The sequence below is a fragment of the Sphingobacterium psychroaquaticum genome, from assembly GCF_004421025.1.
Lineage (GTDB): Bacteria > Bacteroidota > Bacteroidia > Sphingobacteriales > Sphingobacteriaceae > Sphingobacterium > Sphingobacterium psychroaquaticum.
Window position 1 is genome coordinate 243820 of sequence record NZ_CP038029.1, and the last position, 25862, is coordinate 269681.

Annotated in this window: 20 protein-coding genes; 19 read left to right on the forward strand and 1 reads right to left on the reverse strand. The window is 38.2% G+C overall.

Annotated features, from left to right (window positions below; translation table 11 throughout):
* The first annotated feature begins 85 nt into the window (after positions 1–85).
* The 17 genes from E2P86_RS01050 (at position 86) to E2P86_RS01130 (ending at position 21200) form a co-directional block, all read left to right on the forward strand.
* A complete protein-coding gene (locus tag E2P86_RS01050) occupies positions 86–1441 on the forward strand; it encodes an exopolysaccharide biosynthesis polyprenyl glycosylphosphotransferase (protein WP_166785124.1) in 1356 nt (451 codons plus the stop codon).
* A 26-nt stretch (positions 1442–1467) separates the two neighbouring features.
* Positions 1468–2184: a hypothetical protein gene (locus tag E2P86_RS01055; RefSeq protein ID WP_085474122.1), complete on the forward strand. Its 717-nt coding sequence runs from the start codon at positions 1468–1470 to the stop codon at positions 2182–2184.
* Between the two features lie 20 nt (positions 2185–2204).
* Positions 2205–3812, forward strand: a complete 1608-nt coding sequence (locus tag E2P86_RS01060) for a hypothetical protein (protein ID WP_134430192.1) — start codon at positions 2205–2207, stop codon at positions 3810–3812.
* Between the two features lie 194 nt (positions 3813–4006).
* On the forward strand, positions 4007–4762 hold the full coding sequence (locus E2P86_RS01065; protein WP_134430195.1) for a tyrosine-protein phosphatase: 756 nt from the start codon (positions 4007–4009) through the stop codon (positions 4760–4762).
* Between the two features lie 71 nt (positions 4763–4833).
* Positions 4834–5634 (forward strand): polysaccharide biosynthesis/export family protein, encoded by an 801-nt coding sequence (locus E2P86_RS01070; protein WP_085474125.1) that lies wholly within the window; start codon positions 4834–4836, stop codon positions 5632–5634.
* A gap of 91 nt (positions 5635–5725) precedes the next feature.
* Positions 5726–8119: a GumC family protein gene (locus tag E2P86_RS01075; RefSeq protein WP_134430198.1), complete on the forward strand. Its 2394-nt coding sequence runs from the start codon at positions 5726–5728 to the stop codon at positions 8117–8119.
* Positions 8120–8124: 5 nt separating this feature from the next.
* Positions 8125–9669: a lipopolysaccharide biosynthesis protein gene (locus E2P86_RS01080; RefSeq protein WP_134430201.1), complete on the forward strand. Its 1545-nt coding sequence runs from the start codon at positions 8125–8127 to the stop codon at positions 9667–9669.
* Positions 9666–10985: a Coenzyme F420 hydrogenase/dehydrogenase, beta subunit C-terminal domain gene (locus E2P86_RS01085; RefSeq protein ID WP_134430204.1), complete on the forward strand. Its 1320-nt coding sequence runs from the start codon at positions 9666–9668 to the stop codon at positions 10983–10985. The genes E2P86_RS01080 and E2P86_RS01085 overlap by 4 nt, the downstream gene beginning before the upstream one ends.
* Before the next feature lie 46 nt (positions 10986–11031).
* Positions 11032–12099, forward strand: coding sequence for a polysaccharide pyruvyl transferase family protein (locus E2P86_RS01090; RefSeq protein WP_085474128.1), 1068 nt, complete (start codon positions 11032–11034; stop codon positions 12097–12099).
* A 39-nt stretch (positions 12100–12138) separates the two neighbouring features.
* A complete protein-coding gene (locus E2P86_RS01095; RefSeq protein WP_134430207.1) occupies positions 12139–13521 on the forward strand; it encodes an O-antigen ligase family protein in 1383 nt (460 codons plus the stop codon).
* Positions 13522–13574: 53 nt separating this feature from the next.
* Positions 13575–14726: a glycosyltransferase family 4 protein gene (locus tag E2P86_RS01100; RefSeq protein WP_134430210.1), complete on the forward strand. Its 1152-nt coding sequence runs from the start codon at positions 13575–13577 to the stop codon at positions 14724–14726.
* 9 nt (positions 14727–14735) lie between these two features.
* Entirely contained in the window at positions 14736–15818 is a 1083-nt protein-coding gene (locus tag E2P86_RS01105; RefSeq protein WP_134430213.1) for a glycosyltransferase, read from the forward strand.
* Between the two features lie 8 nt (positions 15819–15826).
* Positions 15827–16819: a glycosyltransferase family 4 protein gene (locus E2P86_RS01110; RefSeq protein WP_085474132.1), complete on the forward strand. Its 993-nt coding sequence runs from the start codon at positions 15827–15829 to the stop codon at positions 16817–16819.
* A 61-nt stretch (positions 16820–16880) separates the two neighbouring features.
* Positions 16881–17645 (forward strand): WecB/TagA/CpsF family glycosyltransferase, encoded by a 765-nt coding sequence (locus E2P86_RS01115; RefSeq protein WP_085474133.1) that lies wholly within the window; start codon positions 16881–16883, stop codon positions 17643–17645.
* A 74-nt stretch (positions 17646–17719) separates the two neighbouring features.
* On the forward strand, positions 17720–18745 hold the full coding sequence (locus E2P86_RS01120; protein ID WP_085474134.1) for a glycosyltransferase family 4 protein: 1026 nt from the start codon (positions 17720–17722) through the stop codon (positions 18743–18745).
* Positions 18746–18765: 20 nt separating this feature from the next.
* A complete protein-coding gene (locus E2P86_RS01125) occupies positions 18766–20145 on the forward strand; it encodes a nucleotide sugar dehydrogenase (RefSeq protein ID WP_134430216.1) in 1380 nt (459 codons plus the stop codon).
* Positions 20146–20180: 35 nt separating this feature from the next.
* Positions 20181–21200, forward strand: coding sequence for an NAD-dependent epimerase (locus tag E2P86_RS01130; RefSeq protein WP_240775548.1), 1020 nt, complete (start codon positions 20181–20183; stop codon positions 21198–21200).
* A gap of 51 nt (positions 21201–21251) precedes the next feature.
* Here the strand turns inward: E2P86_RS01130 and E2P86_RS01135 are convergent, their stop codons facing one another.
* Entirely contained in the window at positions 21252–22796 is a 1545-nt protein-coding gene (locus tag E2P86_RS01135; protein WP_134430219.1) for a capsule assembly Wzi family protein, read from the reverse strand.
* 303 nt (positions 22797–23099) lie between these two features.
* On the opposite strand from E2P86_RS01135, the gene E2P86_RS01140 reads away from it, so the two are divergent.
* Positions 23100–25217: a carboxy terminal-processing peptidase gene (locus E2P86_RS01140; protein WP_234991292.1), complete on the forward strand. Its 2118-nt coding sequence runs from the start codon at positions 23100–23102 to the stop codon at positions 25215–25217.
* A gap of 82 nt (positions 25218–25299) precedes the next feature.
* Complete coding sequence (dcd, locus tag E2P86_RS01145; protein ID WP_085474138.1) at positions 25300–25836, forward strand: dCTP deaminase; 537 nt, start codon at positions 25300–25302, stop codon at positions 25834–25836.
* Positions 25837–25862 lie beyond the last annotated feature (26 nt).

Genomic DNA, 25862 nt, shown 5'->3' on the forward strand with positions numbered 1-25862 from the left:
ATTTGTTTTAAAGTAAAATATATGTGTTATGTATAGGTATGTTCCTAATCGGATTATAGTGTGTTTGGTCATAATACTTTTTAGTATGGATTTGCTCTGCATTAATATTGCCTTGCAGTTTGCGCTTTCCGTTTCCACATATAATGGTTGGATTTCATTGTGGAATGGTGTCCCTATTAGTCTACCGGTGGTGTCCACGCTATTTAGTTTAATTTGGTTTGTTGCAGCACAGTTTTTTCACTTATACCGTGAAGATGTTGTGGGACGTTTAGAGTCGATGTTTCGAGCAACACTACGTACAGCCTTAATTACCTTAGGTGCTGTGCTTATTTTCGCTATTTTCAATGGTCCTCTTTTGGCTTCTGTGAAGGCATTCGGGGTTTTGGTGTTGTTTCTAAGCATCTATCTCCTTGTGTCTCGTATGTTTATGACTTACGTTTATACAACATTGCCTAGACGTTTTAATTGGGTTAAGAAAGTGGCGGTTATTGGTGCGGGCAATCAGATTGCACCTGTTGCTTCGTTCTTTGATCAACAACAGCTTTTTTATCAGGTGGATACTATTCAGTATAAAGACGAAGATGCTGCAATGACCAAGGAAGAGACCTTACGCAAATTCAAGCAATATTTTGAAGCGGTTTCGAAAGATGGAATTCATGATGTTTTCTTGGTTACTTCTCCCGAAATGTATAAGTATAGTGAAGATTTGGTTTCCGCGGCGGATCATCAATGTGTTCATTTGAATTTTGTGCCTTCCATGGTAGCAAACATCACGTACAAAGAAGGTGCTCCGGCTGAAATTAATTTACCTGTGTTAAAGTCTCGAGGAGAGTCTATGTCGAATATAGAAAATAGACTCAAGAAGCGTTTTATGGACACGGTTATTAGTGGTTTTGTGATTGTGTTTGTCCTGAGTTGGTTGATTCCTATTATCGGGTTGATTATAAAAATTCAAAGCCCGGGGCCTATATTTTTTAAGCAGTTGCGTTCTGGACGAAATAATACGCCTTTTTACTGTTATAAGTTTCGCAGTATGGTGGTAAATAAGAGCTCCAATGATAAACAGGCCACTAAGAATGATTCCCGAATCACACCGATTGGTAAGTTTTTGCGTAAGAGTAACCTGGATGAGTTCCCACAATTTATTAATGTGTTCCTAGGGCAGATGTCAATTGTTGGGCCACGTCCTCATATGCTTTCGCATACGGAGCACTATGGTGCATTAATCAATCGGTATATGGTGCGTCATTTCGTTAAACCGGGGATAACAGGATGGGCGCAGGTAAGCGGTTATCGGGGCGAAACAAAAGATCCGATGCTTATGGCAAAAAGAGTAGAACATGATTTAGAATATATGCAAAACTGGTCAGCAATGTTGGACTTTAAGATTATTTGCTTGACAGCAATTAATATGATTCGGGGAGAGAAGAACGCTTATTAATCAGTAGCAAGATAAAACCAAAAACAATGAAAAGAATAAAAAACAACAACATCAGTTACCTTTTGACCTTTGTGTTGACCATCTTTTTTGGCGCACAAGAGGTTCTTGCGCAACAGGATGTTATTCGTACCGGTTACCCGCAAGCGATTGGAATCCATGGTGGGACATCAGGTATTGGAGCGCACTTTTACCAACCATTTAGTGCAAAATTTGGAGCACGTTTGGGCGTTAGTTTTATGCCTTTTAATACAGATATTAAAGGGACATATTCCGGTCGAAAAACGCATAGTGATATAAAGGCACAAGCGCATAATGCATCTCTTATTTTAGGATATACGCCATTTGCAGGCAAAGGCGGTTTCTTTAATTCTTTTGGCTTGCAGCTTGGTGGAGCTTATTTCTTTAAGCTAGATGGTGAATTTGATACACGCCTGAGTGATCCATATAAATATGGTGATATCCTCGTTGATCCTGTGCAGGTTGGTATTATACACACGGATGTAAAATGGAAAAAAACAATAAATCCGTATGCAGGAATTGGTTGGAGTAACATACGTTTGGATGACAGGTTCTCTGCAAGTCTAGACCTAGGCTGCTATTATTTGTCTAAACCAAAGGTTACCATTGAGGCCTCTGGATTGCTAGAAGAGAATGTTATGAATGCGCCACAGGTTGAGCATAACATTCGTAATTACCGCTATTTACCGCGCGTAGAATTTGGTGTTAGTTATAGGTTGAAATAGTTAATATGAATATTATGAAAATGAAGAGAATAGTCCACTATATATTAGCCTTGACGTTGCTAAGCGGTATTGTTTCTTGTGATAACCCGTTAAAAGATTTTAATTTGCTTATCAGCACGGAGGTGATTAAGCATTCCACTACGTTGGAAGTATTAGATACAAACGGACAACCCGTAAATGCAACAATAAAGCTCCTTGGAGGCGATACCCAAGATATATATAATATCAGTGGTTACAAAGATTTTAAATTAGTAAGTAACCTCGTGAATTTTGGTGTTGATCCAAAACGAGAACCTACAGCCGCGGAACCTATCCGCTTTCAAGTGGAAATTGCCGCGACCGGTTATATTACACAGGTTGTGGATGTCACTATTTCGGATGCTAATAATGGAATTATGCACATCCGTTTGGCGAAACCAGTTACTGTACCTGATGGAGCTGTTGTGGTAAACAAAACTTTTGGTATTGATGCTAGCGGAGCCTTGCCTACTGAATCGAAGATTGAAGTTGCTGGTGAAGAAGGGGTGAATATCGATATTACTATTCCTCAGGGAACACAGTTTATTGGCGCGGATGGTAAGGTTATTGTCGGTAAGGCTTTGACCGTAAGTGCGACTGGTTTTGATCCACAAGATCCAGATGCATTGGCACTTTTCCCTGGTGGAAGATACCAAGCGGATGGGGTGACCTTAGCGAACGGTAGTTCGGCTAGTGGAACGTTTAACCCAGCTGCCACGACGACCATAAATATGGTAATCGACGGTGTTCCTGTGCGTCAATTCAGTAAGCCTATAGCTATTGAGATGGAGATCAGTGAAGGTTTTACATTAGGTAATGGCGCTCCATTGACAGCTGGTACAATATTGTCGACTTTTTCAAATAGTGCGTATGATCCTACATGGACGCATGAACAAGATACACCCATAAAAAGTTCAGGAAGCGGTTACTCAGTGGCTTTTCAAGTGAGCCACTTAACCACCTTCCTTGCTGGAGAATTCAGGGAATCATGTGCACCTGTTAGTATAATTAATTTCTCTGCTGATTGGATCGAACAAGGATTCACTTATCCTGTAAATGTGGAGGCTGTTCAGAATGGGTTGGTTATCGCTTCTCGTACGTATTCTATTAGTAGTGATACCAAATCAATTGGAATGGATTATTTACCAGCGTCTGGTGTACAGATCGTGGTCCGTAGCACGGTTAATAATAGTATTATCGCACAGACTGCTTTAGCGGCATGTGGAAGTGCGACGAATATCACGATTCCAAATCCAAATCCAGTCGTGGAGCCGAAAGTTACCTTACAGCTATATGTGCGTTGTCCTGATAAAACGGATCCTATTACGTTACTGCCGACCTTCCAACTTTATTATAGAGTGGCTGGCACCGGTGCATTCCAATATCTTGGTGCGGTACACAATGGTTTCATTAGTACCTCATTATTGAAATCTGATGGTACGAAGTATGACTTTAGAGCTGTTTGGAAGGAACGTACCAAAACGGTGAATGCCAAAAGTGTACAGGCTGATAATAGCGGAACTGTGGGTATTAAACCTGGAGATATCCTGGGAGAAAAGGCGGGAGCTACAAATCTCGGTATCTTGATAGAAGAGTGTAACAAGCTTTAAGTTTAATAAAGAAAATCAAGTTTATACTTGTAATTGTAGGGGATGTGCCGACCGGTGGGTCCGGTCGGTGATCTCTCTACGAAAAGTAACTACACGAACATGTAACCCATTTTAAAAGATCTCTCTATAAAACAAATGCTTAATTACCTTGGGGGAGGACATTTGGTTTAGTTTTAACATAGAATAGAGAACAGATGTTTAGTTTTTTTGCGCGTAAAAAAAAGAGTACAGATTTAGGCTGGTTAAAGGTTGACATGCACTCCCATATTCTGCCAGGTATTGATGATGGATGTGTTTCGATAGATCAGAGTATACAGATCTTAGATCGATTGCAGGAATTGGGGTTATCTTCATTTTATTTTACCCCCCATGTGTTCGCAGAAATGTATCCAAATAACAAAGAGACAGTTTCAAATGCGTATAGAGCACTTTTACAGCATATTCCTTCTGGAATTGATAGCGCTTATGCTGCGGAGTATATGGTAGATTCCGTCTTTGAAAAGGACTTAATTGAGAATGATTCGGAGTTACTGCTGTTGCCCAATGAGCATATATTGATTGAGATGTCATATATGCAGGAAAGCTTATCGATTGAGGATGTTTTATTCAATCTGAAAGTTCAAGGATACAAACCTATTTTGGCACATCCTGAGCGGTATGTTTATTACCATGGCGATAGATCAAGACTCAAACGATTTAAAGAAATTGGTGTACTCTTTCAGGTTAACATCTTATCTCTGATAGGATATTATGGGAAACGAGAAAAGCACGCCGCCAAATGGTTAGCGGATCAAGGGGGGATAGATCTTTTGGGAACGGATGTGCACCATGAACGGCATGTAAATGCTATTGAGGTAGGTCTAGGTCATGAAGATCTTAGGAAAGTACTGGATAAGTGTGATATTAAAAATGAGGTGCTTTTCGCACAGCATAAAGTTTTGAACGTATAAAATTTCAGCAAATGACATAGAACAAACCTACAGCACGGAACACAATTACAATGAACAAGTATAATATTATAATGAAAAAAAAATTAATACAGGTAAGAACACTTGTTGTCTATGTTCTGCCTCTTATTCTTCTATTAGGGAGCTGCTCCGTTAAGAAGATTGTCTATTTCAATGATCTACCGATCGATTCGGCTCGTGTCGTAAAAGAAGCTGCTCGTTTTAATGAACCTATTATTCAGCCGGATGATATCCTGAGTATCATGATCCAAACGATTGATCCTGTAAGCTCAGCCGTGGCTAATCAAGCGATGGCAACACAGGCTGTCGGGGCAAGCTCTGCGACAAATACGGGAACCCAGGTTATTTCTGGTTTTTTGGTTGATAAAGAAGGTTATGTTCAGATGGCCTTGTTAGGAAAGGTCTTAGTGAAAGATCTTACAACTTATCAAGCTCGCGAACGGATTACCCAGATGGCGCAAAAATTTTACAAGGATCCTACGGTGCAAGTTCGTTTTGCAAATTATAAAATTACTGTTCTTGGCGAAGTTGCGCGACCAGCGACATATACGGTGCCCAATGAAAAGGTGACCATTCTCGATGCGTTGGGTTTAGCTGGAGACCTTACAATTTATGGTAAGCGAGAAAATGTACTTTTGGTGAGGGAGCATAATAATCAAAAAGAATTAGTTCGTCTAAACCTAAATTCCAGCGATTTATTCCAATCACCTTACTACTACCTTAAGCAAAATGACGTGGTGTATGTTGAGCCAGGAAAAGCTAAAGCGGCGGCTAATAATTCATCGCGGACGCAAACTTTTGCTCTCATAGGATCTTTAGTTTCCTTGTTGGTTGTAGCCTTTACTAGGCTTTAGAAGATATTTACATGAGATCTTTTCCCTACAATATGTTTGTTTATAGGTTCAATATAAGACAACATAATTGTTGTTTAGTCAATTAATAGTTATGAGTAATAGAAATTCAGATTGGGATGATGACATGGAGTTAACATCAAGAAAAAGCGATAATAAGGATTTAGTTCGTTTTTTCGGAAGGTTAATTAGTAATTGGTATTGGTTTGTCCTTTGCGGATTACTTGGCCTGCTCTGTTCCTTCATCTATTTAAGATACACCATACCCATATATAAAGTAACAGCTAAGATTTTAGTTTCAGATGATAAGAAGGGCGGGGGAATGTTGTCGGCATCAGCTTTAGGAGATTTATCGGGTCTTATGGGAGCAAAAAACTCCGTAGACAACGAGGTAGAAGTGCTAAGAACGGCTGATTTGATGCGAGAGATGGTGATCGCAGAAGAGGAATATGTAGTATATTTTAAATCGGGTACTGTTCATAGTATTCCAACGACGAGTATTCCTTTTAAAGTTAATCTTCTCTCTGACGTAGATAGTATTTCTTTAACTAAATCCTACACCCTAAAAGCAATGCCCAACAGCGTTATGGAGGTGTCAGATCGAGATACTACCTTTCAGGTAAAACTTGGTGCTCCATTTGTTATTGATGGGGTTGGGGTTTTAAAGTTAGAACGATCCGCTCTTGTTTCGAACAATAAATCAGATGAGTACGGCTTTTCGATCATGCCGATTCGTAAAGCAACTGACGGTTTAATTAAAGCTTTGACGGTAGAGGTTACGAATAAACTTGTTTCGACGATTGATCTAACATTAGATCATTCGCTACCCCGGCGAGGAGAGCAACTACTTGCCGTGTTTATTCAGAAATATATGGGGCGTAATTTACATGATAAGAATGTTATTGCAGATTCTACATTAGCCTTTATAAATACGCGACTATCAAAAATAACAGAAGAACTAGCAGGTGTTGAAGATCGAATATCCGGATATAAGCAGTCTACTAAGTTGGCGGATATTACTGAGCAGAGTAAAATATTGTTACAGGAATCTGCGGGTTACAATAAAAGTTTAGCTGAAGTTGAAGCACAACTAGCGATGCTTGATGCCTTATCTTCTTATTTACAAAGTTCTGCAAATCCTCGAGTGGTTCCTTCCTCTGTTCTTCCCCAAGATGTGGCGTTTAATGCGCTAGTCACGAAATATAACGAGTTGGTGTTACATCGCGAGAGACTTTTGCTAGCAAATACTGAAGATAATCCATTGGTGCAAAATGTAACAAGCCAAATTGCGGGTTTACGCCAAGATATGATCAACAATGTTGGTAGCACCCGAAGGAACTTAGATTTAACGAGGCAAAAAAATGTTCAAATGTCAGGAGCATTAACTTCCCAAATTCAACAAGTTCCAACAATTGAACGAGGGTATATTGATCTCGCCCGACTACAGCAAATAAAGCAGGCTCAATATATATTTCTACAGGAAAAGTGGGAAGAGACCGCAATTAGTCGGACGGCTAATGTGTCCAATGCAAAAGTTATAGATTCACCGAAGGCTGGAGATAAACCTGTCTCTCCGAAGAGGAAAGTTGTTTATTTTATTGGTTTGCTGCTAGGACTAATAGTTCCTTTATGCTTTATTTATGTGAGGGATCTTTTCAATCTTCGCGTTAGAGGAAAGGATGATTTGGATCGCTTAAGTCATTTACCAGTTCTCGGTATGGTGGCTCACTCTGACGAAAATAAATATGTTGTAGTAAGTAAAACATCGAGGTCACCCATAGCAGAACAGTTTCGAGCACTGCGAACAAACCTTGAGTTTGTTTTGCATGGAGGTAAAACAATTTTGTTTACTTCATCCATGTCTGGTGAGGGGAAGTCTTATGTAGCCTTGAATCTAGCAGTTTCATTAGCCTTGCTGGACAAGAAGGTTTTACTGATGGAATTAGATTTACGAAAACCTAGTATTACAAGTAAGTTAGGACTTCCTGCTGGTAAGGGCTTTTCGCATTATATCATCCGAGAAGATATGCGCATTGAAGAAATTGTGATGCCTTCCGGTGTTCATGAAAATGTGAGTTTAATTCAAGCGGGTGTAATCCCTCCGAACCCAGCAGAGCTTTTAATTGCTCCGCGTGCTGAACAATTAATGAAGGAGTTAGCGCAGCGATATGATTATATCTTAATGGATGCACCTCCAGTTGGAATGGTTACCGATGCTCAACTTTTGGCACGGTATGCTGATACTTGTTTGTACCTCGTACGTCAGGATTTTACCTATAAAGAACAGTTGCGAATTCCTTCTGATCTACAGATGAAAAATAAGATTTCAAATGTACAGCTTATCATAAACGATGTGAAAGTAAATCGTGGGTATTATGGCGGTTATGGTTATGGCTACGGGTACGGTTATGGCTATGGGGATTATGGACAAGAAAACAATAAAGGGCGTTTTTCCATCTTGACAAAGCTGCGTCGGAAGAAAAGTTGATAGTTATGAGCGAGCAAAGAAATGACGGAAGTGCCAAAATTGTTAAAAACACATTGATTTTGTCCTCTCGTATTTTTGTCACATTGGGAATCTCACTGTATACTTCTCGTATCATGCTAGAGGTTTTAGGTGTAGTCGATTTTGGCATTTTTAATATTGTAGGTGGTATCGTAGTATTGTTTACTTTTCTAAATGCTGCTATGTCTGCAACGACACAGCGATTCTTCTCATTTAACATTGGTCGAAGAGACGAAAATCAGGTAAATCAAGTCTTTTCTTGTTCAATATTGATCCATATTGGAATTGCACTTATTGTATTTCTTTTAGCTGAAACCGTTGGTCTGTGGTTTGTAAACAATAAATTGAATCTACCATCAAATAGGATAGACACAATTAATTGGGTTTATCAGTTTTCTATTATTTCCTGCATGTTGACAGTCTTTCAGGTGCCTTTTACTGCATTAATAATTGCGTATGAGCGAATGAATATTTTTGCAATTTTAAGTGTGTTTGAGGCTCTACTACGACTTCTGTTTATTCTAATTATTAGTAAAGTAGAAGGAGATAAGTTAAAAATGCATGCATTGTCAATCTGTCTAATCACGGTACTAATTACCGCGATTTATTGGGGGTACACGCGACTGAAAATACGAGATGTGAGGTTAAAATTTCCTATCGAAAAACTTCAATTTAGAAAATTGGTGTCATATTCTGGGTGGAGCTTGTTTGGAAACCTAGCTTCAACAGCAAAGGGGCAAGGTATTAACGTTCTTCTCAATCTCGTTTTCGGTGTTACCGTAAATGCGTCTTACGCTATTATGATGCAGGTGCAGAATGCCATAAATTCATTTGTTAATAATTTTCAATTGGCGTTGAACCCGCAGATTGTGAAAAGCTTTGCTGTAAAAGATTTAAGTAGAACCTCTCAGCTCGTGTTTATTGGAATTAAAATTTCATTCTCGGTAATGCTCTGTTTGGTTGCTCCTATTTTACTTTATCTCGACGATATTCTAATTATTTGGTTAAAAACACCGCCTCATTATGCAGCCTTGTTTATTCGACTTTGTTTAATTAATATGCTTCTAGACTCCCTTTCTGGGCCATTAATGATTGGTATCCAGGCTTCTGATAAGATTAAAACTTACCAGATATGTGTGGGGTTGTTGATGCTTTTGAATTTACCTGTTTCGTATATTTTACTCAAACTATTTGAACTCCCTGAGATTACATTTTATGTAAGTATTTGCATTTCTTTTATTGCTCTCTTCTTAAGAGTGTATTTTTTTAAGAGAAATACGGGTATAAAAGTCGAAAGATTCTTTTTTGATATTTTACCACGATTGACCGCTGGCGTACTTGCAACGATTTGTTTTGTTAAAGTTCTGGGGAACTTTCTTCTTTCTTTTGAGAATATTTATATATGGGGGATCAATGTCGTGCTGTTAGATATTGCTATTGTTTTCATAATAATATTGGTTGTTCTAAATCCCTTGGAGCGCAAAACTGTATTTCAGTTTTTTAGATCAAAACTTCAATTTTCTATAAAATGATTCCTTTAAACATTATAGTTGAGAATGAACTTTGTACCGGATGTGGTGTCTGTGTGTCTGAATGTCAAAGTGCTAAGGCGAAGATGTCTTGGAGTAATACGGGTTTTTTAACGCCAAGTTTTGAACAAGAACCTTCCGATAAGGATAAGGCAGCTATGCTACTTGTTTGTCCATTTAACTCTTCTCCTGCTGAAGAAATAGAAGACGAAGAGAGGATTGCAGATATATTTCTTAGCGAAGCCCCAAATTATGACGGTAAAGTTGGACGCTTCTATAGCTCTTTTGTCGGTTACGCCAAAAATTTTAGAAATACTTCCTCTTCTGGTGGACTCGCGACGTTTATATTTCAACAACTATTGGAGCAAAAAATAGTGGATCATCTTTTTGTTGTCCAAGAGGTAGCGGGGACGTATCAGTATCAGCTAATAAGCAATGAAGTTGATGTATCTAATTTTTCTAAAACTAGATACATTCCGGTAACTATGGCGGACTTATTTTTGAAAATAAATGATTTAGATGGCAAGGTAGCCGTGTCTGGTGTCGCTTGTTTTATTAAAGCAATACGATTAAAGCAACATTACAATCCAGATCTCCGAGAAAAAATTCCTTTCCTCGTTGGAATAATTTGTGGAGGATTGAAAAGTCGATTCTTTACTGATTTTCTAGTTCAAAAAGCAGGAATCTATGGAGACTATAGTCGGCAGGATTATCGCATAAAGGATTTATCCAGTACGGCACTTGATTATTCATTTGGAGCCTTTGATCAACAGGGAAAGCACCATACTATAAAAATGAAGACCGTGGGTGATATGTGGGGGACGGGTTTATTTAAATCACATGCTTGTGATCTATGTACAGATGTCTTGACTGAACTTGCAGATATTTCTTTAGGGGACGCATGGTTAGACGGGTACCGTGAGGATGGGGCTGGAAACAGTGTGATTGTAACCCGCTCAGCTGTCGCCGAGGCTTTAATTAGAGAAGGTCTTCAAAAAGAACTCCTACATCTTGACGAGGTTGATCATACCTTAATTGTTAAATCACAACAGGCTAGTTATCGTCACCGACAAGATGGTATTGCTTTTCGAGCTAAGGTATTTAAACGTTTTGGAAAACGGCTGCCTAAGTTGCGATTAATGAAGTCAAAAAAGATTTCCTTGAGTTACGCCATGGTGCAATTGCAGCGACTTGTTGTTCGTAGAAATAGTTTGAAGTTTTGGGAAGATTCTCCAAGCATCATTCGTTTTGATAAGAAAATGAAACCTTCATTGTTTGTCTTAAAGGTATTAACAAAAATTCATCATAAACTAAAGTAGAAACTGTTAGTCAGGATCATTGAAGAAGTAATAGCTGAAAAAAAATATGAAAATAGGTGTTTTAACATTGCCGTTTAATAATAACTACGGAGGAATACTGCAATCTTACGCACTACAAAGTGTGCTAAAAAAACGAGGGCATGACGTAAAGTTTATTAAAAGATTGCCGAATAAATATACCGATTCATTGATAAGCAAATTGAAATGGTTCTTAGGCTATAGCTATTGGAGAGATCTCAAGGATAATAAGCAGGTGAAAGAGTTCAGTATGTTTGAGAAGCAATTTATGTGTGCTACCGATTCCATCCGTATGGATAAAGAATTTAACAAACTGGATAAGGAAAATTTAGAATTGCTTTTAGTTGGGAGCGATCAGGTTTGGAGGGCAAATTATACACGTGATCGATTAACGAATTATTTTTTTGATTTCGCCTTCGATAAAGGAATTAAAAAAGCATCTTATGCAGCTTCTTTTGGAACGGATGTGTGGGAGGCTAATTCTTCTAAAGAGGATGTAAAGAAATTGCTAGATACTTTTTCTGGAATATCTGTTCGTGAAACAAGTGGTGTTGAAATTTGTAAAGAGGTGTTCGACGTGTCTGCTGAACATATATTGGATCCGACCTTTTTAATAGATGTCGAAGAATATCTTAGTTTGCCTTACGAACGACAAGGAGGTAACAATGATGTATTAGTTTACTTGTTAGATCCTACTGCAGAAAAATTTCAGATTACATCCGAAGTCGTGGCGAGTAACCGTGGAAATGCTGTTTACACAGGGTTTGGTCCTGAAGGGAAGAAAAAGTATATAGAAATAGGTGAATGGGTTAGATATTTTTCTACCTGTAAGTATGTAGTGACAGATTCTTTTCACGGGTGTGTGTTTGCTTTGATTTTTAAGAAGCCTTTTGTTGTTATTGGTAATTCAGGCAGAGGTTTAACGAGGTTCGATTCGTTATTGTCTAGTTTTCAATTGAGTGATAGACTTATCAAAGGTCACAACGACCTTCAAAATATCCAAATAGATTATGTTGTAAATGAGGCTTTAATTGATCAAGTTATTGCGGAAAGTCGTATTAATTCTGATTTGTTTTTGAAAAAACTTGGTGTTTAGTCTGAGGTAGATAATTATTCTTGGCTTAATAAATATATTGTGGTTAAAATTCTAATTTTATTTATAATTATTCTCGGTGTCTTGATAAAAAGGACGCAACTGCTGAGCCAAGGCAAGAACTATGACTATATTTTGGTTGCAGGGTATGTACTGACCATTCCTTTTAATATAACCAGTAATCTTTACGATTTTGTGAACTATCAAGATGCAAACTATAGAAAACAGTTTCTCGGTGCATTTGGAAGCGCAATCTCGATCGAGACGGCTATGGTATTTTTCTTTTTGTGTTTTATTTTAGGTTATCGAAGATTTGACAAAAAGATATTTAAAACATCTAATTTCTGGATTGTCGCATTTCTTGTCATTTGTGTGATTTCGATTGTGAATCCCAATAACCCAAACAAATGGGCAATTGTAGTTCCTTTTTCTATTTTTCTACAGTTTTTTCTCCTTCTAAAATTGTTTCTTTCCAATATGTCCAAGACTGATTTTTTCCGCGGACTCTTTTACGGACTTTTATTATCAACGATTGTTCAGTTCGTTTTGGCTATTGGCTATCCACTCCTCGGATTAGAATTTGTAACTACGCTTTTTAAAGGAGAGGAAGTGATTGATTATGCCAATAGAAGAGAGGGCTATGCGTCAGCAATAGGTACCTTTTCACATCCAGGCCATTTAGGTCTTTTCTCCAGTTTGTGTATGATATTCTTTTTTTCATGTTACCTGATGAAGTATCGGAGGAATGAAGCTTTACTTGGCTTGTTATGCGCTTCTTTTGCTTTGTTTTTTACATATTCCCGAACTTCATTTGTCGCGACATTAATTGGACTGAGTTTAATATACAGTATTTTCGTTAGTGGTGGACGTTTACTAACCTTTAAAAATGTACTCCTATTTTCTGTTATTCTCTCTTGTGGTATGATTATTCTCTATTCAACGCCCTTAGGAGATCTCTTTTTCGCAAGTGATACAGATGAACAATTTGATAATCGTTTCAATCATTTTGTTATTGGAACTTTAATTTTTGAAAAGGCTCCCTTAATTGGTGTGGGTATTAATTCGCATATAAACTATATGTCAAATGTGCTCAATGTAAGTTCATTGTCATATATGCCTATTTTGGATTTTTATACAACAAATCCGATTCATAATATCCACGTCATTGTATTAGCCGAGATGGGGATTATTGGCCTTGTTTTATGGCTCATTTTCTTCTTTGGTAACATCTTTGTCCTTTCTCGATTAATGAATATTAAGCATAGAGGTGGACAGCTAGTTCGTTTGATTTTTTCAGGATTTTTATTTGTATTCTTTATTTATGGCTTTTCTGGTTGGGCGCCATTTTCTAAAGAAGTTATGCTCCTGATGTTGTGTGTAGGAAGTTTGGCGTTTATGGAGAGAGTGGATAAGAAAAGAGTTTAAAATGCGGTCAACTTTTGACAGCTAAATTATTGTGAAATGATGCTATATTGATCATGAAGAGAATTGTTTATTACACTCATGTGTATTTTTTAGATTGCGATTTACCTTTAATTAAGTCTTTACAGGATCGTGGGTACGATGTCTATTTATTTCTCGAGATTACAAGTTCTCGACTCAATTCTACCTTGATTAATCTTGATAAGATACATCCTGTAGATGGGATCTTTGATTATACAATTTATCCCCAGCTTGGGCGGTTTAAAGATTTTATTAATCTAGATAAAGTTACCATTTTGAATCGTGTTAGTAAGGTGTATGGATGGAATAGTTTGAAACTGCGATGGAAATTTTTTCAAAAAATTAATAAGATATCACCGGAGGTTATTCATTTAACAGATTTTCTAGATAGTTATGACTGCCTGCTCTATTATTATAGGAATAAGATTGTTCAGGTTGTTCATGATCCATTTCCTCATGTTGGAGAAGCTGATTTTAGAAGGAATATTTTTCGAAATATTGGTATTCGTACACTCAAGAAATTTGTTTTACTAAATGAGAGACAAAGGGATGATTTTCAGGGGAAGTATGGATTGGTTGATCAACAATTATCTACGAATAAACTAGGGGCTTATGATTGTCTATTGTTGTATGAATCGGATATCAAGTTTGACTTCTCCAAAGGGTATGTCCTTTTTTTTGGTAGGATATCAAAATATAAAGGAATTGATAAACTGCTGGAGGCCATGGCCATCGTTCATGAAAGCTTACCACACTTAAGGCTGGTAATTGCTGGAGGCGGAGATTTTCATTTTGATATTGAGGATTATAAAAAGCTAGAATACATTACGTTCCTAAATAGATATGTTACTATGTCTGAGTTGTATAGCCTTTTGAATGGTGCAAAGTTTGTCGTATGTCCTTACATAGAGGCTACCCAAAGTGGCGTGGTAATGACTTCATATACATTAAGAAAACCGGTTATCGTTACGGATGTAGGTGGGTTAGCAGAAATGGTTGAAGATGGTAAGACAGGATTGGTTGTAGAAGCTAATAGTGTTCAAAAATTATCAGAGGCCATATGCCTACTAGGGATAGATTCCAATTTAAATGAACAGATGTCAGCAAATATCACAAACCTTATTTCAGCGGGTGACATGTCGTGGAGTAATATTGCTGCGAAGTATGTAGATTTTTATAATAAGTAAGGACTAAATATGAAAATACTGGAACTAATTGATTCGTTGGCACCTGGAGGAGGGGAAAGATTTGTCGTTGATCTAAGTAATGCACTAAGTTTACAGAATCAGGTTTCTCTGGTAAAATTTAGAGATAAACGGAATGCAGATTTTTATAACAAAGACGTTGAGTCTCGCGTAAAATTAATTTCTTACCCGGGCAAATTCGATCTGTTTTCTAAAGTGAAGCAAATTTTTGAGGTCATAAGAATTATCAAAGAGGAACGACCGGATATTGTGCATGCCCATCTGATTGCATTTAACTATATCATTATCCCCGTGCTCATCTTTAACAATATTAAGTTCTATTATACGGTTCATAACGTAGCTGATCGGGATACTAATTCTTCTATAGACCTGTACCTCAAAAAATGGTTCTTCAAGAGAAAAGTTGGAGCGGTTACGATATCCGAATTATGTGAGAGATCTTTCATTAATCTTTTCGGCTTTAAAAGTAAAGGGGTAATAGAAAATGGGTGTAGAAATGTAACTGCAAGTGATCTGGCTGCTGAAACAGCTAGTGAGATTGCGAGGTATAAAAAAACATCAGCAACAAAAGTTTATGTCAATATTGCTCGCTTAATGGAGCAAAAGAATCATGAGCTTCTAATTCAGTCGTTTAATGAATTTGCTAAAGAAAACGATGCTGTATTACTCATTATTGGCGATTACGAAAATAACATGATTCTGAAAGAAAAGCTGGATCAACTAATTACAACAGATGCAGTATTTTTCTTAGGAACAAAAAATAATGTTGGCGATTACTTATTACTGACTGACTTTTTTTGTCTTTCCTCAAAATGGGAAGGTTTACCGATTAGCTTGCTAGAAGCTGGTATATGTGGCACTTTCCCTATTTGTACACCTGTGGGCGGAATTCCAGATGTTATTATTAATGAAACGTGGGGAATCTTAACAAAAGATTTGACAGTGGCTTCCTATGTTGAAGCATTAGAAAGGAGTTTTAAATTAAACACAAATAGAGAAGAGGTTAGGCGTCGTTACACGGAGAGGTATTTGATGAGTATTTGTGCAGATAAATATGAACAGATATTTAAATAAGAGGCTATATGGAAGTTTTGTCAATAGTTACAAATATTAGTCGCTATGGTGGTGCTCAAAAAGTCATGATGGATATTCACCATGGTCTTAAAGGACAGTTGTCATCAAAAATTTTAAGCCTTCAGGCATTTGATACTGTACATCCTCAATATTTTTTGTCTGAAGCGGACTTTATACGTTTTGGGAATCCTCTGCAACTTAATAATAAAACAGTTTTAGTGCATGCGAGAAACTTGTTGCCTTTCCTTCTAGCAATGAAGAAGCTGTTTTTTTTAAATACTAGAATTATTTACGTTAGTCATAGTGTTTATACGACACATAAGAACCTGACATTTTTCCCTAAAGAAATCGTATCGATCTCGAATAAAGTTACAGAGAATCTTCAAAACTATTTTAAGGTTCCGATTATGGATATAAATCTTATTCATAATGGGATCAAGGATTGTCTCGAGACTAATGAATTTCAAGAACCATATCAAGGAGATAAAATACGTATCCTCTATCCTGGGCGTATAAATAATAGTAAAAGACAAGTTCAAATATTAAATGCACTACGAGGAGCTTTAGATAAACGAATTGAAATTCACTTTGCTGGGGTGGGTGAGGATTTTGAAACATTGCTCTCTAACTGTTGGGACGAGCAATTTCAGTGCTTAGGGTTTATTGAGGATATGGATAGGTTAATCATGTCGTACGACTATGTTATGCTTTATTCCTTACAAGAGGGATTGTCGTTGAGTTTGATTGAGGGTTTAATGCATGGAAAACCACTTCTAATGAATGACGTTGGAGGGAATTTAGAAATCGGTATACCGGGGGTTAATGCCTTCTTGTTAAACGATAGACTTGATTTGTTAGCCTTCACATTGAATGGTTTAGTGCATGTTTCTAAAGATGAATACATGAGGCTATCACATAATAGCAGAAGTCATTATCTAGAAAGGTTTCAGTATAAGGATATGATTTATAATTATTTGCAATTGTTGAATAATAGAGCTTGAGTGTAAGAAATCAGTAAAAGGCCTTTAGAATTATCTAAAAAAATAGAATAAAATAGTTTATATGAAAAGTAATGATATTTCAACGATTGATTTTTGTGACATAAAGTTGGTTTGTGCTACAAGGGACGAGTTTGCGAAATTTGCTATAGAGAAATCGCGCGAATATAAGAGTATAATATCGTACTCGTTGAACGGAGAAAGCTTGGCTAAATATCACAATGATGCAAGTTTTCCTCCCTTGTTTCTCCATGCAGATTATGTCCACGCAGATGGCATGTCTATCGTTAAAGCTTCAAAGCTTTTATGTAAACCGAGCCTTCCGGAGCGAATCGCAACTACGGACTGGTTTCATGATGTAGCGAAGTTGTGTGAAGAAACAGGAGAAACACATTATTTTCTGGGAGGTAGTCAAGAGACGATAGAAAAGACGATTCAGAATGTTCAGCGTGCTTATCCTTTACTGAATATTGTTGGATATAGAAACGGATATTTTGATGAAAATCAGTTGAAGCAGGTTGTTGATGAAATAAACGAGTGTTCTCCTCATTTTGTATGGGTAGGTTTAGGGAGACCTAAACAAGAGAACGTTTCGGCTCTGCTGAAGAGAGATACTAAAGTTGGTGTGATTAAAACTTGTGGTGGTTTATTTGATTTTCTCGCAGGAAGTAATCGACGAGCTCCGATGCTATTGCAAAAAATTGGGATGGAGTGGGCTTTTCGTCTTTCTCTGGAGCCTAGGCGACTCTTTAAAAGATATTTTGTAACGAACTACCAGTCTTTAATCATTTTTATGAAATATTATGTTCAAAATAAACAGACAAAGTGATTGAAAATAATATCTCGTAATTAATTACTTATGAGAGATGGGAAAAAATAAAAAATGCTTGATTTAATTTGTTTATGGAAGATGTGAGAGTTTTTTCTGCTGGGGATAATTTGCAACGATTTGGTGGAGCCCAGAAGGTTATGGTGGACGTGCACAATGGTATAAAGAAACGGTATCAAGCAAAAGTTTTGGGACGGTGCAGTTTTGAAGAGATAGATGAGAATTATGGTATTAAAAGAGGAGAGTATCACAAATTGGTGAATCCGCTTTCCTTGAAGAATGCGGTGGTTTTGATACATGCTCGTAAACTTGCAACCTATTATCATATTTTGAATAAATTATTCTTCTTGAATCTAAGGTTAATCTATGTCTCTCATAACATATATGAGAACTTAAAATGTGTTACCTTTCTTCCTAAGAATATAGTTTCAATTTCTGATAAAGTCACAAAAAACTTAGTAGAGTATTTTAATATCCCAAAGGATAATATAACAAAGATTCACAATGGGATTAGAGATAAAGCAAGTATGCAACGAGCTGTAAAAATAGATAGCTCTTTTATACAGATTCTTTATCCTGCTCGTATTAATGACGTCAAACGCCAAGTAGAGGTTGTTAAGTTTCTAAAAGGTAAATTAAAGAAAAATGTTTGTATCACATTTGCGGGAGCAGGGCCCAAAGAATGCGAATTACGAAGTTTAATAACCGGTGATTCTAACTTTCATTTCTTGGGCTTTGTGAAAAATATGGAACCTGTTATTTCGGACAGCGATTACATCATGCTGTTCTCGAAGAAGGAGGGACTGCCAATTTCTCTTATGGAAGGTGTTCGAGATGGTAAGCCTTTGATTATAAATGATGTTGGGGGTAATTTAGAGATAGGAAAACCCGATGAAAATGCTTTTGTGGCTAATAATTGGGAGGACTTATTATCTGTTGTTAACAACTTGCCTTTTAGGTTCGAACCTGAGTACCTCCGTCGAAGTGAAATGAGTTTAGAACTATTTGAGCGAAATTTTAAATATGAAGATATGATCCACAAGTACTGCACATTAATTAACAATGTTGCATGTGGGGGAAGAAATGTGAAACAGGATTAATACACAAAAAGAAAATTCCAATGGAAGTTAAAAAAATAGCCTGCATAGGAGCGGGTTACGTTGGCGGGCCAACGATGTCAGTTATTGCACAAAAGAATCCCGATTTGCAGGTAACTGTCGTAGATCTCAATGCGGAGCGTATAGCGGCTTGGAATAATCAGGATGTTTCTAAACTTCCTATTTATGAGCCCGGTTTAGGAGCTGTTGTGGAGGAGGCAAGAGGAAGAAACCTTTTCTTTTCTACAGATGTAGAAAGAGCTATTGTGGAAGCTGATATGATTTTTATATCTGTCAATACACCCACGAAAACGTATGGAAAAGGAAAAGGACAGGCCGCTGATTTAAAGTTTATTGAACTTTGTGCAAGGCAGATTGCTGCGATTTCTACGACAGACAAGATTGTTGTAGAGAAGTCTACGCTACCTGTTCGTACTGCAGAGACACTGAAGAGCATTTTGGATAATACGGGTAATGGCGTGAATTTCCATATTCTGTCTAACCCCGAGTTCTTAGCAGAGGGGACCGCTATCGCAGATTTGCACGCCCCAGATCGCGTGTTGATTGGAGGCGAAAATACAGAAGCAATTAATGCCTTAGTTCAAGTATATGCTTCTTGGGTACCAAGAGAGCGGATCTTGACAACAAATCTTTGGTCATCAGAATTGTCTAAGCTTGTAGCTAATGCTTTCTTAGCACAGCGTGTATCTTCGATAAATGCGATTTCTGAATTATGTGAAGTGACGGGGGCGAATGTGGATGAGGTTGCTCATGCCATTGGTCAGGACTCTCGTATTGGGTCTAAATTTTTGAAAGCATCCGTTGGATTCGGTGGTTCTTGTTTTCAAAAAGATATTTTGAATTTAGTATATATAGCGCGTTCTTATCACCTGCATAAAGTGGCTGATTATTGGGAACAAGTGGTACTTTTGAACGACCATCAGAAAACTAGATTTGCGGAGAAAATTATAAATACGATGTATAATACTGTTAATGGCAAGCAGATCGCATTTTTAGGATGGGCATTTAAGAAAGATACAAATGATACACGCGAATCGGCGGCTATTTACGTTGCTGATCATTTGTTAGATGAACAAGCAAATATTATTGTTTACGATCCACAAGTAACCGCTGAACAGATTTATAAAGACCTGGATGGCTTGGGCTCACGACCACCAGCGCAAAATCGAGCATTGTTGACTGTGGTTTCGAACCCTTACCAGGCATTAAGTGGCGTGCATGCAGTGGCGGTTTTGACAGAATGGGATGAGTTCAAGACCTATGACTGGTCCTTAATTAAGCAAAATATGAAAAGACCAGCATTTGTTTTTGATGGTAGAAAACTGTTACATGGTGCTACATTGCAAACATTGGGTTTTACATATTACGCAATTGGTGAATAGATAAAACGAAGGAAGTTAATTATTTCAGAACAAGTATGATGAGTACACGGAAAATTTTGGTTACTGGTGCAGCGGGCTTTATTGGTTTTCACCTTTGTAAACGATTAATTGATCAAGGAATCAATGTCGTAGGTTTGGATAATATCAATGATTACTATGAAGTAGGTTTGAAATATGACCGCTTAGAGGAATTAGGAATTGAAAGAATGAAGAGTGAACAATGGGAACAAACCTCCGTATCGTTGCAATACCCTAATTTTTCATTTATCCGAATGAATCTAGAGGACCGAGAGAACCTACCTTTACTGTTTGAAAAACATCAGTTTGACGCGGTTATTAATTTGGCTGCACAAGCAGGGGTTCGTTATAGCTTGGAAAATCCAATGGCATATATTGACAGTAACATTGTAGGTTTTGTAAATATTCTGGAATGTTGTCGTCATCATAAGGTTGATAATTTAGTATATGCATCGAGTTCTTCCGTCTACGGTGAGAACGAGGTTGTTCCTTTTTCTGAGTCGGATAGAGTAGACAATCCAGTTAGTTTATATGCAGCGACAAAGAAAGCAAATGAATTAATGGCACATACTTACAGCCATTTATATAGGTTTTCTACGACCGGTTTACGTTTTTTTACAGTATACGGGCCTTGGGGAAGACCAGATATGGCGCCTATGCTGTTTAGCCGAGCGATCTTGGAGGGCGATCCTATTAAGGTTTTTAATCAAGGAGACATGAGTCGCGATTTTACCTATATTGACGATATCGTTGCGGGTATCGTGATCGCTTTAGAGAATCCAAAAAAGGAAAATGATTGCTACCAGATTTTAAATATAGGAAATGGCTCGCCTGTAAATCTTTTAGAATTTGTTGAAACCTTAGAAATAGCACTAGAAAAAGAGGCAGAAAAAGTGATGTTGCCGATGCAGCCTGGCGACGTTCCTCGCACATGGGCTAATGTTGATAAATTAAGTGGATTGGGTTACCAATCAACGACAGATATTAGAAAAGGTGTAGGAGAGTTTGTTTCTTGGTATAAGAATTACTACAAATAAAATAGTTGATGCTGAATTGATTATGGGTCAGCATCAACTATTATCCCCTTCTTAAAATTGTCGGCGGATATACACTAAGGCGCCAGCTCCGTTATCAAGAAGTTTACCGTGATCAATAGCTATTTTTGTCCCGACCTTCGTGTTTTTATAGAGAAATTTCTCTCCTTGTAAAAGGAATGACATCTGATTTACGGGTGTAAAAATACCTGAGGTAGGAGGTCGATGAATTTCTCCCAATGATCCTCCCCATTCACTCGTGCTAAAAGTGCCATAATGCTTGGCGTATGTTATCTTACTAATTATGGTCGTATTGTACACTAAAAATGAGACCCCGATATGTCCGGCAACAACCCGGTTACTAATGAAATAATCTCGGGGATAACTAATCTGACCTGCCCGAGCAGCATGTGAGGGAACAATCAGTGGATTACCCAAGCCGACCTGTTTATAGGACCAACCTTCCGTATAGTAGTAATTATTATAATAATCTTCATCGCCAGATTTTGTTGGTTTAGACCATGGATAACCCGCTTGATCTTTCGAGTAGAAGAACTCAACAAGGAACTTGTGCCAGTCTACATTTTTTTGTGTTTTTCGGTAATTATTGTTTGTTAACGTGATGCCGTTTAAGCCGTCTTTGATGTTTGCGAGGTTAGCTAAGGCTCCTACATCGTAAAAATTTTGTCTGTAAGCCATCAAGCTAATGCTACCTAAATTGTATGAAGCCCCAAGGTCAATAGATCCTTGATGATTCCCAATTTTAGAACGAGGAATACCCGAACCTCGCCCACCATAAGCCTTTCCAATAGTGACATACGCTAGCGTTTGTAAGAAATTTAGGTCATACAAACTTCCGTATACTTTTTCTTCGCTTCCCCATTGAGCTTGATGATTGAGCCCTCCATATAGTGCGAGTTTCCAGGTGGACTTGCCTATTCTACCGTATAATGATTTTTGATGTAAAAGGGTGTGTAGTTGATTATCTGTCGGACGTTTCTTGAAAAGAGAAGGGTCAACCGGATGCTTGCCCATATATCCATTTGCGAAATTTCCTTTAATAGAGAAAAGGCCCCCGAACCACGGTATACGGTAATACTCTGGAATGCTAATTTCGAACTTAGGTACCCCAAGTGCATTCCCGGAAACGGCAAAATTTCCGGAGGTCAGCAAGGTGTCACCATTCAATCCCATTACATCCTTGCTACGACCAAGCTTGGCTTCAAACATAGCAAACCGTACCCGTACATGCGCATCAATGACCTGCGCTTGAGTTTCCTTGCCGAGGTTTACGCGTCCCTCTAACCCGTAGCCCCAATCCCAGTTTGAATTTCCATTTGCGCGCCTTCCTTGCCACTCACCAGGATGTTTGTAATTTCTAAAGCCGCGAAGGATCATACTTCCAGACCCACCTTCGACCGGTACAGATCCATATTGATTGGAACGCATCCAAAAGGGAACGGCCTTAGAGCCGGCAAAACCACCTTGAAGCTCAATGGCTAATCCTTTGTGAGAGACGCTGTCTTCTTGCTGTGCAAAAAGTAAGGAGGGAGCTAATAGTAGGTGAAAAACTATTAACCAGGGGTTAAATCTAATCATCGCCTAAAGATAGTGAATTCGCTCAAATAGTTGATGTGCAGATCAATGAAAAATATCTAATTCTTCGAAAGAAAATTCAAAAAGAAGAGTGCGGCGGACGAATTCCTAAAGTTATCTCAACGTAACATTTCAATCGAAAAGCATCTTTTCCTACAAATATTTTTATCAACATAACTTTCATGTTCCATTTTTCAGTATTTTTAACGCCATCAACCACTTGTAGAAAATATTGGGGTCTCCAAAGTGGGAGAAGAACGCGCTTTTAGAAAAGTATAATAAATGCATTTTAATAAATTAACATATATGTTTAAGAATTTTGTCTTTGGCCTTGCTTTGATTTCGATTATTGCGTGTGGGTCAAAACCACGGGTCAGTTTAGATGAGGAGAATTTGGGGCTTAAACCATCGGCGCAACACGAAGTGATTGCGAGTGAAGTTGCCAACCTACTGGAGAATCATAGCTATAAGAAGGTTCCAATGACGGACTCACTTTCGGCTATTGTCTTTGATAATTTGTTGAAATCGATGGATCAGGGGCGCAACTATCTCCTGCAATCAGATGTTGACCAGTTCCAAAAATATAAAAATACCGTGAGCCAAGATTTCCGTAAAGGTGATCTGTCTGCGCCATTCTTTATGTTCAATGTATATTCCGATCGCTATTTGCAGTGTATGGAGTATGCGTTAACACAAGTGGATGTGAAGCATGATTTTACGGTTAATGAGAATTATGTCGCATATCGGGAGAAGCTACCTTATTTTAAAACGGATAAGGAACTGAAAGATCAGTGGCGTAAACGCGTAAAGTATGACCTTTTGAATCTTCGTTTAACAACGACTGATAAAGATTCGGTGGACATGGAGAAGCATAAAGAGACGTTACGTAAGCGATATAAAAACTTGATTTCTCAAGCTAAGAAAACAAATTCTAATGATGCTTTTCAGTTGATTATGACAGCGTTAACGGATGCGGTAGACCCACATACGACATATTATAACCCTTCCTTTGCGCAAGCATTTAATGAGGGAATGTCGAATACATTTGAAGGTATCGGCGCGCGTTTGCAGATGGAGAACGAGATGGTAACGATAAAAGAAGTTATCGCTGGAGGTCCCGCCTTTAAGGACAAGAGCTTAAATGTGGACGACAGAATTATTGCAGTAGCGCAAGGAGATGGCGAGTTTGATGATATCATCGGATGGCGCTTGGATGCTGCTGTGGCAAAAATCAAAGGTCCAAAAGGAACCGTGGTTCGATTAAAGATTATTCCGGCCGGGCAGGAGCTTACTGCGCAACCGAAAATTGTTTCGTTGAACCGCGAAAAGATTGTGGTTGAAGAGGAGTCTGCATTGAAAGAAATTAAAATGATCAAAGGAGAAGACGGGAAAACCTACAAAATTGGTTTAATCAAACTTCCTAAGTTTTATATTGATTTTGCTGCCTTGCGCGCGCGTGATCCTAACTACAAAAGTACGACACGAGATGTGCGTCTGATTTTAGATACGTTGAAGCAAGAGAAAGTGGATGCGGTGGTACTCGACTTACGTCAAAATGGCGGAGGGTCTTTGCAAGAGGCGATCGAGCTTACTGGATTATTTATTGATAAAGGACCTGTTGTGCAGGTACGTGATACGCGTAACCGAGTACAGGTTGATAGCGATGAAGAACCTGGTGTGGCATGGGACGGTCCGTTTGGCGTTATGATAAACAGATTTTCGGCTTCGGCTTCTGAAATCTTCGCGGGCGCGATTCAGGATTATGGTCGAGGTATCGTTTTGGGTTCACAGTCTTACGGTAAGGGTACCGTGCAGTCGGCTATCGAAATGTCGCGCTTTATTAGTGCGACGAATAAACTTTTGTTAAAAGCAAAAGGAGAAGATAAAGATCCAGATACCCCGAACGGTGCTCCGGAATATGGACAAATCAATATCACGATGGGTAAATTCTACCGTGTTACAGGAAGTAGTACACAACATAAGGGGGTATCCCCGGATGTGTCTTTCCCAACGCAATATACGGCGGAGAAATTTGGAGAGAGTTCGGAACCATCTGCTTTACCATGGGATCAAATTAAGCCAACAAATTACAAACGGGTGGCTGATTTGACTGCGGTAACACAAAAGCTTAATGCGGTACACGAAACCCGAATGAAGAAATCCCCAGAGTACAAATACTTGTTAGAAGATATTGAAGAATTCAAGAAACTGGACAATGTGGAGGAGATTAGTCTGAATCAAGTCGAACTACAGAAAGAGAGAGATCGTGTTCGTGCGAAAAATAGAGCACGTATCAACAAAGGGTTGGAGTTGAGAGGATTGCCTTTGTGGAAGGAAGGGCAGCCACAACCAAAAGTAGATTTTGACTTTGTGTTAGATGAAAGCTTAAATGTAATGGCTGATTTTATTCGGTTGGGTAAGTAGAGACACAAGAATTATCTGCGGTAAGCCTTGGGGGCTGTGTCTAAAGATAGCAGTAAAGGACTTTAGGTCTAATAGTAAAAAAATGATATTATCAGATAAGCGAATTTTAGAAGAGATAGACAATGGTTCAATTGTCATTGAACCATTTGATCGGAAGTGTTTGGGTACAAATTCCTATGACGTGCACTTAGGTAAATATTTGGCGACCTATAAAGATGCTGTATTAGATGCCAAAAAGCATAATGAGATTGAGCATTTTGAGATTCCAGCCGATGGTTTTGTGTTGGAGCCTGGAAAATTGTACCTGGGTGTTACGTTAGAGTATACAGAGACACATGGGCATGTTCCTTTCTTAGAGGGGAAGTCGAGTACAGGGCGTTTAGGGATTGATATCCACGCTACAGCAGGAAAAGGAGATGTTGGTTTTTGTAATACATGGACCTTAGAAATTTCTGTGGCGCAGCCTGTACGAGTTTATACCGGTATGCCTATCGGACAGCTAATTTATTTCGTAGTGGAAGGTGAAATTGAAACGCTGTACAATAGTAAAGGAAATGCAAAATATAACAATAAGACCATTAGACCGGTCGAAAGCATGATGTGGAAGAATGCTTTTTAAAACAAAAGGGAGAACAATTGTTCTCC